Source organism: Geomicrobium halophilum (genome assembly GCF_014207655.1).
Lineage (GTDB): Bacteria > Bacillota > Bacilli > Bacillales > Marinococcaceae > Geomicrobium > Geomicrobium halophilum.
The window spans coordinates 149,350-162,440 of sequence record NZ_JACHHJ010000002.1; the positions used below are offsets into that span (position 1 = coordinate 149,350).

The following is a 13,091-nucleotide window of genomic DNA, read 5'->3' on the forward strand; positions in this document are numbered from 1 at the left end:
GGTGACACTCTACCTCAGTGTCTATGTCAAAAAATGATCAAATTTTACGAACGCAATCTTCACATCAACTACATATTTACTAGCTAAACTTGATATGTAGTACTTCATGGGAGGAGCAAAAGTGGCTGAACGTATACTTATTGTGGATGACGAGAGAAAAATGAGACAGTTGGTTGGTCTTTATTTGACAAATGCAGGCTATGAACTTGATGAAGCAAGTTCCGGAATAGAAGCGATACATAAGGCAACCGATCAACCTTACGATGCCGTTATTTTAGATATTATGATGCCCCGGACCGATGGTTGGGCCGTATGTGAACACCTTCGTACTGAAGGATCCAATATAGGTATTTTGATGCTAACAGCAAAAACAGAAATAGAAGATCGGGTCAAGGGGCTTGACCTTGGGGCAGATGATTATCTCGTGAAACCGTTCGCTCCAGAGGAACTCGTTGCACGTGTAAAAGCATTGCTCCGACGTAAATCCAGCACTTTAAACGAGGATCCAGCAAAGATAACAGACGGGGCATTATTTATTCACCCAGATCGACACGAGGTTAAGGTGGCGGGACAATCCGTTGATTTAACCGCAAAAGAATTTGCGATTTTGTATTTAATGGCCTCCCGTCCGGAACGCGTGTATACAAGGGAAAATGTCATCGAGCAGATTTGGACAATGGATTGTGAATGGCACGATCCTCGAACGATTGACACCCATATCAAAAATATCCGAACCAAATTGAAAAAGGCTGGTCTGCCATTTAATCCAATGAAGACCGTATGGGGAGTGGGATACACATTTAATACAACGGAAGGGAAATAACCGATGAACAGGATTTTTTATAAGCTCGGTGGATCAATCATGATTTTGTTTCTCATCGTATTGCTTCCGTTAGGGTATGTCATGGTTCAAATTTTCACCAATTATAATGAAGTACATTTATACGACGAAACGGATGAAATGGCTTCCCAATATGCAACCCTCCTTGCTGTGATCGATGATCCTGATATCGAACTCCTTGTCGAATCGATGGATCGGGGGGAGACCGCCCGAAAGATGGTCATTATTGATCAAAATGGAAATGTTGTCGAAGATTCCGGGATTCGTGGGTTTCATCCCTCTGAGCATGCCGCATTGCAGGGGAAGGCAGGAAGATTTACCGACCCAAATGATCACCAAGAATATATTTATGCTGGGGAACAAGTGCAGGGCGACGATATTGGAGAGGTCATTATCTTTTCACCTTCGGATCTCATGGATCAGTCTGCCATTCAAGTACAGCAGGCGCTGCTTCTATCAGGCGTTGGAGCCCTTCTTCTTGCCTTTGGTTTTACGTTTATTGCCTCCAGAGAATTTTCAACGCCCCTGCAGGAGATGGAAAGAGCGGCAAACCAAATGGCGAGGGGGGATCTAGATGTGGAAGTGCCTGTGAAAACGAAAGATGAGTTGGGTTCGCTTTCCCATTCCATGAATGAGTTGGCACGCGAACTAAAAAGGTACCGGGGCAACAGGCAAGCTTTTTTTTCGGACGTGTCTCATGAATTACGGACGCCACTGTCTTATGTCCAGGGGTATTGTGATGCACTAAAAAAGGAGCTTTATCAGGATGAAACCGAAAGACAACAGTTTGTCGATATTATTCATGAAGAAGCCCACCGCATGAATCGACTGATTCATGATTTATTTGAATTATCCCGAATGGAAGAAGAGCGTTTTCCCTTGGACCTTGAGCTCGTTCATATCGGAGACGTTACCAAACGAGCAACAGCAAAACTGGCCACCGAAGCTAAGAAAAAGAACAATACCATAAAGGTTGATATGGAAGGGAAATTTCCAACGATTGTAGCTGATAGTTTCCGGTTGGAACAGATCTTCACAAATTTACTTCAAAACGCGGTGAGTTATACGGAAAACGGGCATGTTTGGATCGAGGGATCTTTGAAAGATGGAAACATCGAAGTAAAAATTTCGGATACGGGAAGGGGTATCGCTACTGAAGATCTTCCCTATATTTTTGAGCGTTTCTATCGGGCTGAAAAGTCCAGATCACGTGATTTTGGGGGGACCGGTTTAGGGCTTGCCATCGTGAAACAATTGACGGAACTCCAATATGGAAGCATTCAGGTGGAAAGTGTTCCCGGAAAAGGGACGACATTTACGCTACGTTTTCCAGAAGCAAAGGAGGGCGATGAATGACTAGAAGGGATTGGTGGATTGCTTCGTTGGTAATCGCCTTCGGCTTGCACTGTTTGGTGATGTCCGGCATTATATCGGCTTCAGCCGATGTTCCTTCTTATCTCCGGCTCCTTTTCCAAATCTGTTTCTGGATGGGGATCCCATTATTAGTCGGTGCGATGATTTACATTATCATTTCATTCATAAGCAAACGGAAAGGAAGAAAAACATGAGATTGTATCTTGCAAGTTTAGCAGCAGTCGGAGTACTCATGAGTGGGTGTCAAACCGAAGCTCAAGAAGAGGTTGAATTTACGCATATCCATGGCCTTGGCTTCACAGAGGATGGGGAGCAGGCATATATTCCGGCACATGATGGATTGCGTGTCTATGAGGATGGGATATGGAAGAATGTGGAGAGTGAAGAAGGGGAGCTTCATGACTTTATGGGCTTCACCATGACCTCCGAAGGATTTTATAGCAGTGGACATCCAAACATGCAGTCGGATTACGAAAATCCGTTTGGCCTTGTAAAAAGCACGGATGGGGGCGAAACGCTTGATTTGCTCGCACTCGAAGGGGAGGTTGATTTTCATGTCATGTCGGCCAGTTACAACACAGACGCCATCTATGTTATGAATCCGGAGCCTAATTCGAAAATGGATGACCTGGGGCTGCATCGAACCCTCGACGAGGGGCAGGAATGGGAACCGCGGGACGTGGACGGGGTAAACGGAAGCGTGATTGCGATTGCCGCTCATCCTGATGAGGAAGATAGGGTGGCTCTTAGCACAGAAGAAGGGGTCTTTCAATCTGAGGATGCCGGAGATACCTTCGAACAGGTGTTAAGTGGTGCACCAGCGCCGGCTTTAACCTATGCGCACACCGGTGAATTGCTTGTTGCCGAGGGTGTGGAAGAAGAAACAACCCTCAAAGCCATAGACGCCTCCGGCGAAGTAGTTAGAGAGATCCCTGCCCCATTGATCGAAGAAGACGCCATCAGTTATCTGGCCCAGAACCCACAAGCTGAAAACACTCTTATGGTAACGACCATCGAACGCGATATTTTTTATACCGAAAATGGTGGAGAAACATGGGAACAACATGCGGAACAGGGCTTTAGCTTAGATGAATCTTAATCATATAAAACGTAAGTCGTTGATCATACATCAAATGTTGGAGGAGGGTCTCGTTATATGGATGATGTGTCGCTCGGCCTTGCTTTTGCGGCAGGCCTCATATCTTTCTTTTCCCCTTGTATTTTCCCGTTGCTTCCGGCTTATTTGGCTCAACTGACCGGCACTGACGTTTCATCGGGAGCCATCAATGCGGAGCGGCGGCTGATTTTCACCCGCAGCATCGGATTTATTCTTGGTTTTACGATTATTTTCTTGCTGCTTGGATTATCCTCAACCCTTATCGGGTCATGGTTTAATCAGTACAGTACAGCCATTATGCAAATGGGCGGGATCATCATTATTTTATTTGGGCTACAAATGAGTGGGCTTATTTCCATTCGTGCCTTACTGACCGAGAAAAAAGTAGCCAAAACCCCTAAAAAGGCTTCGAGCTTTTCCGGTTCGGTGCTGTTTGGTCTGGTATTTGCAGCTGGTTGGACCCCTTGCATTGGCATCACCCTCGGTTCCATTCTCACGCTTGCGGGAGCATCCGGAAGCATGCTCACCGGGTCAACCATGCTATTTGTTTATTCCATGGGGCTAGGGGTGCCATTCATAGCAGTTTCGCTCCTTTATGCGCAATCTTTCCAGAAGCTTAACGCCATCAATCGTTTTTTACCGGCCATTCAAAAGGGGGGAGGGGTCGTTATGATTATCCTGGGCATCCTTCTTCTCACAGGTTATTTCGAGACGATCGCAATGTATTTAGGGCAGTATGTCCCGTCCTGGATGATATAAATGGTTGTGGTTATGAGAAATTCTTTCAAAAAACTGATCATCTATGAAACTAGACTTATGGGGGGCTCATGATGAATAAAAATTGCGAGTGTGGACGAGTCAACCCTTACGGCACAGAAGTATGTGGATCATGTGGCAAACCACTGGCAGACCCTGATTCGAACCGATTGCTCAACATGCGTTACGAGGGTGCCGCACGTCGTTCCCAAATATATAGCACATCCATTATCGATAAAATCTGGAATTTCTTTTCGTCTGTAAAAGTAGGGATAGGCATTATAATTGTAACAATAATTGCCTCTTCCCTCGGAACCATTTTTCCGCAAGAGATGTTTATGCCGCCCGGCGAAACGCCGGAAGTGTATTATGAAGAGGAGTACGGAGGATTAGGCCAAGTTTATTATGCTTTAGGGTTGCACAATATGTATGGATCCTGGTGGTATATGTTGTTGATTGCTGCGCTGGGCACATCGATCATCATTGCTAGTATCGATCGTTTTTTTCCATTATATAAAGCTTTGAAATCGCAGCGTGTAACCAGACACAAAAGTTTTATGAAACGTCAGCGTATTTTTGGGACCAGCCGGGTGGAAGATGTCGACCACACGTTTCAAGCAGCTCAAGATATATTGAAAAAGAAACGCTATAACATCCGGGAAGAAAACGGCCATATACTGGCGGAGAAAAACCGTTGGGCACGGTGGGGGCCTTATGTGAATCACATCGGGTTGATTATATTTTTAATCGGGGCATCGCTTCGGTTTTTCCCTGGCATGTATGTAGATGAAAATATGTGGGTTCGTGAAGGTGAGACCGAAGTGGTCCCTGGCACATCCGGTGATTATTACGTTGAGAATCAGGGATTCACATACGAAGAGTTCGATGAAGATGATGAAATTTTTGCGGATGGCATGGAAGCAAGTGCCGCCCTTCAGTTTGAAGAAACATTTCGAACAGACGCAGTATTATATAGACCAGAAGGCCCTCTGGGGGTCGATCAAGAGCTCGAAGAAGTCGATCGGCATCCGATCGAAGTCAACGATGCCTTCCACTTCGATGATTACACGCTTTATCAAGTGGACTATAAATTGGATGAGTTAAAAGAACTGAGTTTTGAAGTTGAGGATACAGAAACCGATGAGGTGGTGGGCTCCTTTACCGTAGATTTAAATGACCCGGATGATACGTATGCCCTTGATAATGGGGAGGATGTTCGCATTAATAGCTACTTCCCGAATTTCTATATGAATGATGAGAACATGCCAACAACGGAAAATGATGTCCCGGATAATCCGGCATTCATTTTTGAAATGGCGAACCCGGATACAGAAGCATTAGACCATACTTTTCTCGGTATTCAAGCGAATTACAATGTGAGCCCTGATCAAGAAGAGAATCGCTACGAGTTTTCGTTAGATGGTTTTGATACCAATGATTTAACAGGTCTTACCGTTCGAAAAGATAACACCATTCCCTATCTTAGTGTTGGAGGGGCCATTTTCCTTATCGGTCTTGTACAAGGATCTTATTGGCCGCATCGTCGCATTTGGTTGCAACGAAAAGACGGAGAGGTTTGGCTCGCTGCTCATACGAATAAACACTGGGCACCCCTGAAAAAAGACATCGATGCGATCACGAAAGAGACAGGTATTACGGCGCCTCGGGATCAAATCGATGATGAATATGAGAAGGGAGAGGACAAGGACAATAGCTAAGGTTCACTCTTTAATGAGAGGATAGGAGGAAAATCAAGATGAGTTTGAGCATGATCCTACTCACGATCGCATTCTTTTTCTATTTAGTTGCGACGGTTTTATACGCGGTGTCTGTGACAGGGCGAAAATGGAGGAATAAAGAAGGCCGGGTAACGGGAAATAACTGGGGTCTTTTCGGGTATATAACAGCCATTGGTGGCCTCGTTTTTGCCTTAGGGTATTTCGTGACCAGATGGATCACGGTCGGGTTTGCCCCGGTTAGTAATATGTTCGAGTATCTTACATTTTTTGGTATTACGTTAAGCCTCGCTTTTGTGATCATCTATGGCATATATAGAAGTAACGTCCTTGGTGTCATTACATTGCCTGTTGTGATGCTCATGATTGGGTATGCCACAGTATTTGTAACTGATTATCAACCACTACAACCGGCTTTACAAACCTATTGGCTTGAGATTCACGTGTTAACAACAGGGTTGGCTCAGGGAATTCTTGCCGTTAGTTTTGGGGCCGGGGTCATTTACCTTCTACGGACAATCGATTTAAAAGGAAAAAAAATGACCAAAAGGACGTTTGGCGTCGAGTTTATTATGTACACCTTTATGACTCTTTTCGCCTTCATCGTTTTGACCAACGCGTTTAACGCATTCGGTTATGAAGCTCAATTTGCTTATGTCAATGAATTTGAAGAACCAGCCGAAATCATTTATGATCTTCCCCCGATATTTGGCCCGAACGAGGGAGAGTTGCTCTCTTCAGATCGTATGGAGCCTTGGTTCGAAATGCCCGATTGGATTGATAGTGATTCCTTGAACACAACAGCATGGGCTTTTGGTTCTGGTCTCGTTTTATTTGGGGCGGTTCGTTTAATCACGAGGAGACGTATAGGGACTCTTTTACAACCATTCGTGAAAAGGGTCAATCCGGACTTAATGGATGAAATAAGCTATCGTGCCATAGCGATTGGGTTCCCACTTTTTGCATTAGGAGGGCTTGTTTTTGCCATGATCTGGGCTCAAATTGCTTGGACAAGGTTTTGGGGGTGGGACCCGAAAGAAGTGTGGGCACTAATTACTTTCCTCTTCTATGCCGCTTACCTGCACTTACGGTTGAACCGCAGTTGGCAAGGGGAACCTTCTGCTTGGTTGGCTGTGGTCGGTTTCGCGATTATCATGATTAATTTAATATTCGTCAACCTTGTTATTGCAGGTCTTCACTCTTATGCTTAGAATCAAAAGCATCTTTGACAAGGTGCTGAGAGAACACACACGTCTGGGAAATGCCGAAAAGCGCCATCAATGGCAATCTATCAATAGTGAGGTGGACTATGGATAAAGAGGAAAGGGCTAAACGTAAACGACGGCGTCTATGGATGCGTACGGCTGTGTTAATGACGCTGGCTGTCGTTGTTTCTTACGTGTTTTACACCAATTTTGTTCACACGGAGGAGGCGGTTTCTGAAGGAGATCAAGCCCCTAATTTCACGCTGATGAATATGGATGGTGAAAGGGTAGAACTTGCCGATTATGAAGGGCAAGGCGTATTTCTTAACTTTTGGGGCACCTATTGCCCACCATGTGAAGAAGAAATGCCTTATATGGAAGATCAACATCAGGCGTATTTGGATGATGATGTTGAAATTCTTGCCGTAAATGTGGGGGAATCCGAGTTGACCATTGATCGATTTGTTGATCGTCTTCAGTTAACTTTCCCTATCCTCATGGATGAAAATAGCGATGTGATGGATTATTATGGTGTCGGGCAACTCCCGGCGACCTATATGATTGATGAAAACGGGGAGGTTGTTCACATTCGCGTAGGTGGCATGAGTGAAGAACACGTCCAAGATTTTATGCAAATGGTCGACCCTACAGCTTCTTAACAACGGTCGTAATCGATTAAAAAGCTAATCCTGACAGCGTAGAGTTATTTCAATGGTTAGATGACCCGGAAGGTTGAAAAATGCTTTCTCTTTAGAAAACGGGTCGACGGGGGAATACGAATGGTTCGAAAAGTAAGCAGTATAGGAGCTCTTGTGATTGCAACGTTGGTGATGGGAGCAATCATCTATAATTCTGTTTCTTCTCCACCGATGGGTGTCAACCAGGGAGAAAAAGCCCCAGATATGGAGTTGCCGCAAGCCGAAGGAGAGAGCATGAGTTTAAACGATGTACGTGGCACGTTTGTCATTATGAATTTTTGGGCTTCTTGGTGTGAACCCTGCATCCGAGAATTTCCTTTGCTTGATCAAGTCCATCAGGAATTTAGTGATGAAGAGGTTAATGTGCTAGCGGTCAATATGTCATCGTTTGAACGAACGATGGATGACGCAATGGGATTTTTAGATGATCAATCAGTTACCATGCCTGTCCTCTTCGACACGGGTGGGGAAATGGCTGATGCGTATCAAGTCGCTGGTCTTCCAACCACGTACTTGATTAATGAAGAAGGCATTATCGTTGATATCATTATGGGAGAAGTGACCGAAGAAATGCTCATGGAGAGACTCCAACCTTTCTTATGACTAGCAATAGATTTCGATTAAAAGTCCATCTTGTAAGACATACATTTCCTTAAAAATTGTTCAGTACAAATAAAGTTATTTCTTTTTATCAGCGAGAAGCCGTATTTTTCAATGGAATAATGCGGCTCGCTCAAAAAATAGTTGTTTGCTTTTGATTAAATCCTAAATATCGCAATCTAAATTAGTGACAATAAAGATGTTTCTAAAAATGCCTTATTCCGCAATCGCGCTTATCTTCTTGAACAGTCATTCTCGCTTCGTTCGTATTATGAGTTTAACCAGTCATTTCTGGTTGAACTCATAATACAAAGGGCGTAATTGCGGAACATTCCCTAAAAAATACCCTTTGGAATCATCTTATCCAAAGGGTTAAACTTCGCAACTAATTCTTATTATTCTTCAAGTGTGCCAACAGTTGGTAAGTCTTCTAATACATCAGTCCCATGTGGAGCTTCTTCAATTTCTTCTGTGTGGTCACCACCAGCCTCTAATCCACCAGCGGGGGCGTGTTCTCCACCTTCCCATTCTGCAACATCTGTAACGTCGTAAACGACTCCATCAACCGCTACATAGGCATCGTTTCCATCTTGCCCATCATATTCTCCAAGTTCTTCCAATGTAAACTCTTGATCTCCTTCAGCTTCATCTCCTTCATCCGTTGCTTCTTCTCCGCCGCAAGCAGCAAGTAGCATGACTGAGCTGCCAAGAATCATGAATAATTTATTCACAGAATACCTACTCCTTAAGTTAAATAGATACTAATGGTTTCTCCATACACATAATATAACATTTCGAATTTGGTCCTAAATAGACATTTCATAGATTTGTCAGCTTTAATTCAAATGGGATTTTATATTTATAAGTGATAGACATAAGAAACTGTATCTCTCCCTAATAGTTTGAATAAGCACTGATAGGTTACAATGTAATAAAAAGGATTATTCAACAATCGTTGTTATGAGTACATCATAGCAACAGCTAATTTTTGTGAGGAATTATTGCATGGTTTTGGTTCCGATGATGTGGTCTTGCCAATAATCACTGGTGATGTCTGCCTGAACAACGCCTTCACTCCCTGCGTGAATCATTTGGTTATCCCCGATATATATGCCACTGTGTGAAGCTCCTGTCGTATCATACGTTCCCTCGAAAAACACAACATCCCCAATGCTCATAGACGTTACGTGTTCCCCATCGTTCTCCCACATCTCTGCATGAGTTCGAGAGACATCGATGCCATTTTGATCAAACACATAATTGATAAAGCCGCTGCTATCAAATCCATCAGGCGTTGTGCCGCCCCATTGATAAGGCGTTCCCAGTACACTCTCAGCTGTTGCAGCAATATCTGAATCTGAAGAAGCAGGATCTTGGTTTTCTGAATCTTCATTTGACGGATCACCATTACTTGAAGTGTCTGGTTCTAATGCCTGATATGTATTTGGGCCGGCTATTCCATCTACAACAAGGCCTTGATCGCTTTGATACTCTTTAACAGCATTTTCTGTTTCAGAACCAAACGTTCCATCGACTTGAACAGCGTACCCTTGATTACTTAACTCAGACTGTAATTGCTCCACTTCACTACCTTGGTCATCTCTTAGGAGATAGTTTTGTGAAGCGCCCATGTTTTCCTCTGTGTAATAATCTTGTTCGCTATGATCATCCTCGTCTGGCTCAGCGTATGCGGAGACACTTTCACTCCACATCGGTGCAAACATAACAACTGTCACGAGTGATGAAGATAAAAATAGTTTTCTCATGTTCATTTAAAATTCCTCCCTATTTTTGTATTCCTAAATTAAAATAACAAGAAAATATGGAGAAACTATGAGTATACTATTACTGTATGATTACAATTTAGTATCACCCTTCATAATATTTTCAGTAGATATAGCGCCATCATCCCGATCACGCGCGTAAAGTTTTTGGAATATCCATAAACTGAGCCCTTGCTGCTTCTCTATGAAAGTAGTTGATCACCCTAGATTAAAGGAAGATTTTAAAAAGACCTTGACAGGATCAATGTGTTTCTCTAATCTTAAATCGTAATAATTACTATTTGAAAGGATGTTTATTTGGATGCGGAAATCATGTATGATGATCATCATTTCCGGCATAGCACTTGCCGGTTGCCAAGGGGAAAGCTCGGGTAACGAAAGGGAGGAGGATCCTTTACAGATTCACACGACGGTTTTCGCTTTGGAGGACTTTACGTCCAAAATCGGCGGCAGCGAAGTCAATGCCGAAACCATCTACCCGCCGAACGCAGACGCGCATTCCTTTGAGCCGACAGCTAATGAGTTGATCCAACTCGCGGAAAGCGATGCCTTTATCTATTCCGGCGTAGGTATGGAAGGCTTTGTTGAAACAGCCGAAGATATGCTCGCTGATGAGGGTGTGGCTATGGTCCCTGCGGGCGAAGGCATTGAACTAATTGGCAACGACCATGACCATGATGATGATCATGACCATGAACAAGATCACGAGGCTGAACATGAGGATGGCGACCCGCATATTTTTTTGGATCCGGTCCGTAGTATAGACGTTGCGGAGAATATTAAACATACACTTATCGAGTTGCGGCCGGAACAGGAAGCTTATTTTACGGAAAACTATGAAGCGCTACGTGATGATTTGGAAACGCTCGATCAAACGTTGGAATCGACGTTTGCAGAGGCCGATCGTGATGAGTTGATTGTCTCCCATGCTGCTTATGGCTACTGGGAAGATCGTTATGGATTAGAACAATTGAGCGTTCTCGGTCTTTCCCCTAATGAAGAGCCTTCCCAATCAGAGCTTGCCGAAATCGTCGAAATCGCGGAAGAAGAGGATATCGGCTACGTCGTTTTTGAAAATAACGTGAGCAGTTCCGTCACCGAAGTGATTCAGGAGGAAATCGGAGCAGAAAGCCTGGTGCTTCGAAACTTGGAATCCATTTCCGAAGAAGACATGGAGAATAATGAAGACTATTTCAGCATAATGGGAAAAAATATTGAGACGTTGCAGACGGCGTTAAATGAGTAGAGTAGCGCTTGGAGGATGCTTTATTTGGAAAGGTCCTTGCCTTTTCCAGTGTATCTGAGAAGAAGGTTTCTTTCCAATTCAAGGTGCACCGGGTCCTCAATTTTGGGAAAAGAAATAAGAAGTGCTTGATAGATCCGGGTTTGAAGAATGTTTCAGCAAAAAAATACCTGCCATTAGGAAGAGATGAAAAAATTTTAGGGGAAGTAAAAAATGGGCTGATTTCCCCTATAACTTTTGACAAAAAAACAGCCAAAAAACCAGCATTGTTGCGGTTCCTTGGCTATTTGTCTTCATTCGTACCTCTTCTCATTTCTTATTCTTATTTTTTTTCCTATTCTTTTTCTTGTTCTTTTTCTTCGGTGGATCATCGGATAAATACCTGATCCTAGATAAGCCTGTTTTTCTTCGATAAATGATAGTGATGACACCACCGACAATTAAAACAATGGAAATGACTTGTGCCGCACGCAGGAGGTCAAAGATCATTAAACTGTCCGTACGTAATCCTTCAATGAAGAAACGACCAAATGAGTACCAAATAACGTACGTGAGAAAAAGCTCACCACGCCTCATGTTGACTCTTCGTAAATAAAGAAGAATCCCAACCCCGATGAAACTCCAAATGGATTCATATAGAAAAGTTGGATGATAGTAGCTGCCATCAATGAACATTTGATTGATAATCCAATCCGGAAGCATAAGGTTTTCAAGAAATTGTCTCGATACCTCTCCGCCATGAGCCTCTTGGTTTATAAAATTGCCCCAGCGCCCAATGGCTTGCCCAAGTAAAATACTCGGAGCTGCAATATCTGCAACTTTCCAAAAGGAATAGCCTCGAATTTTTGCAAATACATACCCAGTAAGAACGCCACCCACTAGCCCACCGTGGATCGCAAGGCCACCTTCCCAGATTGCAATTATTTGTCCTGGGTTTTCCAAATAATAATCCAAGTTGAAGATGACATAATACATCCTTGCAAAAATCAGTGCAACTGGAACTGCCCAGATGAGTAAGTCCGCGAAAAAGTCTTTTGGAAGCCCACGACGTATGGCTTCACGGTTGGCTAATACGTACCCTAGTAAGGCACCAAGAATGATAATAACGCCATACCAATATATCGGCCAGCCGAAGATTTCAAAGGCAACGGGGTTTAATGGTTGTACATTAGAAAGCAGCATTTTTTTCACTCATTTCTAGGCATTTGATGTAAAAAATTCCCTGACCTTGACAATAAGTTTTATGAGAATTTTCTTTCCCAAATAGATGGTTTTACCTGCGTAATAGCATTAAGGTATTTACAAACTCCTTTAAAACTACGACTTACGTTAAGACAAAAATGTGGATAAATAATGATGAACTCCCTTTGTCACAAAAATGTGACCCTATATTACACGCAATATAAGATCACAAAATCATACCATCATATCAATGGTCATCAAACGGCGGCCATGGAATTTTACACGTTTGCAAAATAAATCAGGATGGGCAATAGCTAGTGGCGTGTTTCAGAAATTCGTTCCGACCATTCTCGGACTTCGAAAAAAGGTAAAAGTGGGGCGCCTTCACTGACAAAGCGGTCTATAATTCTACGATCGCTGCAACCAAAACGCAGGACGGCTTTATACGATATAAAAATAGACGCTCCCCCGAAATCATAACGCAAGACGCCTCCGTACACTTGTCTTTGCGCTGTTTTACCAATCGGGCCAATTCGCCTAGATCTTCCTAGAAAT

The 13,091-nt window shown here is 43.4% G+C and carries 13 protein-coding genes; 10 read left to right on the top strand and 3 right to left on the bottom strand.

All coding sequences use genetic code 11. From position 1 onward, the window contains the following. The first annotated feature begins 121 nt into the window (after window positions 1-121). From HNR44_RS08655 to HNR44_RS08695, 9 genes are all read left to right on the top strand, one after another. Window positions 122-823 (top strand): response regulator transcription factor, encoded by a 702-nt coding sequence (locus HNR44_RS08655; protein WP_343069433.1) that lies wholly within the window; start codon window positions 122-124, stop codon window positions 821-823. A gap of 3 nt (window positions 824-826) precedes the next feature. Further along, complete coding sequence (locus HNR44_RS08660) at window positions 827-2,197, top strand: sensor histidine kinase (protein ID WP_184403755.1); 1,371 nt, start codon at window positions 827-829, stop codon at window positions 2,195-2,197. Next, window positions 2,194-2,409: a hypothetical protein gene (locus HNR44_RS08665; RefSeq protein ID WP_184403756.1), complete on the top strand. Its 216-nt coding sequence runs from the start codon at window positions 2,194-2,196 to the stop codon at window positions 2,407-2,409. The genes HNR44_RS08660 and HNR44_RS08665 overlap by 4 nt, the downstream gene beginning before the upstream one ends. Next, window positions 2,406-3,314, top strand: coding sequence for a F510_1955 family glycosylhydrolase (locus HNR44_RS08670; protein ID WP_184403757.1), 909 nt, complete (start codon window positions 2,406-2,408; stop codon window positions 3,312-3,314). Before HNR44_RS08665 ends, HNR44_RS08670 begins: the two co-directional genes overlap by 4 nt. Before the next feature lie 57 nt (window positions 3,315-3,371). Next, window positions 3,372-4,091: a cytochrome c biogenesis CcdA family protein gene (locus HNR44_RS08675; RefSeq protein WP_142090498.1), complete on the top strand. Its 720-nt coding sequence runs from the start codon at window positions 3,372-3,374 to the stop codon at window positions 4,089-4,091. Window positions 4,092-4,159: 68 nt separating this feature from the next. Beyond that, window positions 4,160-5,806 carry a cytochrome c biogenesis protein ResB gene (gene resB / locus HNR44_RS08680; RefSeq protein WP_184403758.1) on the top strand — a complete coding sequence of 549 codons (1,647 nt, stop codon included), beginning with the start codon at window positions 4,160-4,162 and terminating at the stop codon, window positions 5,804-5,806. A 38-nt stretch (window positions 5,807-5,844) separates the two neighbouring features. Beyond that, window positions 5,845-7,035, top strand: a complete 1,191-nt coding sequence (gene ccsB, locus HNR44_RS08685; RefSeq protein ID WP_090399481.1) for a c-type cytochrome biogenesis protein CcsB — start codon at window positions 5,845-5,847, stop codon at window positions 7,033-7,035. A gap of 98 nt (window positions 7,036-7,133) precedes the next feature. After that, window positions 7,134-7,688 carry a thiol-disulfide oxidoreductase ResA gene (gene resA, locus HNR44_RS08690; protein ID WP_142089460.1) on the top strand — a complete coding sequence of 185 codons (555 nt, stop codon included), beginning with the start codon at window positions 7,134-7,136 and terminating at the stop codon, window positions 7,686-7,688. Window positions 7,689-7,808: 120 nt separating this feature from the next. Continuing rightward, a complete protein-coding gene (locus tag HNR44_RS08695; protein ID WP_184403759.1) occupies window positions 7,809-8,330 on the top strand; it encodes a TlpA family protein disulfide reductase in 522 nt (173 codons plus the stop codon). A gap of 392 nt (window positions 8,331-8,722) precedes the next feature. Here HNR44_RS08695 and HNR44_RS08700 read toward each other — a convergent pair whose 3' ends face one another. Then, the gene (locus tag HNR44_RS08700) at window positions 8,723-9,058 is read right to left on the bottom strand and encodes a cytochrome b5 domain-containing protein (protein ID WP_343069434.1); all 336 of its coding nucleotides are present in this window, start codon (window positions 9,056-9,058) and stop codon (window positions 8,723-8,725) included. 267 nt (window positions 9,059-9,325) lie between these two features. Next, a complete protein-coding gene (locus HNR44_RS08705; protein ID WP_184403760.1) occupies window positions 9,326-10,099 on the bottom strand; it encodes a C40 family peptidase in 774 nt (257 codons plus the stop codon). Window positions 10,100-10,412: 313 nt separating this feature from the next. Between HNR44_RS08705 and HNR44_RS08710 the strand changes: the two genes are divergently transcribed. Further along, window positions 10,413-11,357, top strand: a complete 945-nt coding sequence (locus HNR44_RS08710) for a metal ABC transporter solute-binding protein, Zn/Mn family (RefSeq protein WP_184403761.1) — start codon at window positions 10,413-10,415, stop codon at window positions 11,355-11,357. 306 nt (window positions 11,358-11,663) lie between these two features. On the opposite strand, the gene lgt is transcribed toward HNR44_RS08710, so the two are convergent. Beyond that, window positions 11,664-12,536, bottom strand: coding sequence for a prolipoprotein diacylglyceryl transferase (gene lgt, locus HNR44_RS08715; RefSeq protein ID WP_184403762.1), 873 nt, complete (start codon window positions 12,534-12,536; stop codon window positions 11,664-11,666). Between the last annotated feature and the right edge of the window lie 555 nt (window positions 12,537-13,091).